The following is a 566-nucleotide window of genomic DNA, read 5'->3' on the forward strand; positions in this document are numbered from 1 at the left end:
TTCCATTTCTCTGTCGAGTCATGTCGGACGTTACGCAGCTTCCGCCTTCGGAAACCACACAACTATCCAGTGGCCCCCCTGGCCATGTACAGTTTTGCGTGTGAACCCCACCACATAGGTGGCCAATCTCATGTGCAACCAATGCGTGGTCCGTTATTTCGAGACCATCGCCCATTTGGTTTGATACGTCTGCTGCACAATACGACAACCCTGTCTGACATATGCCACCAATCGACCGAGCTATTCCGCCCTGTCCTTGTCGACGTATTAAAAGCACGGCGATGTTCCTCGAAATGCTGTCCATACGTTCTTCGTATAACCGAGCGAATGGCTCCACAAGGTCAAAGACGCCCATCGCGTTGTCATAGGGATCGTCCGATATTTCCCAGATTCGAACATGTGAAAGCTGGAGACGAACGGAGAGATCGCGTTCATAGATAGCCGAAACACGAGCAAAGAGTTCAACCAGATATTCCTCTGCATCTGTGATATCTGATCCAAGGTATCGAAACAGCTCATTGTCCATTTCCACAGCAACGTCTACGGTCAACATGCCAAGCGTATCA

General features: G+C 50.0%; 1 protein-coding gene. It reads right to left on the reverse strand.

Annotated features, from left to right (window positions below):
- Positions 1-526 (reverse strand): zinc-dependent metalloprotease family protein (locus ACLD7X_RS18040; RefSeq protein WP_425625471.1); only part of this gene is annotated, 526 nt, incomplete at its 3' end.
- Positions 527-566 lie beyond the last annotated feature (40 nt).

Source organism: Aphanothece microscopica RSMan92, from assembly GCF_046613545.2.
GTDB lineage: Bacteria > Cyanobacteriota > Cyanobacteriia > PCC-6307 > Cyanobiaceae > NIES-981.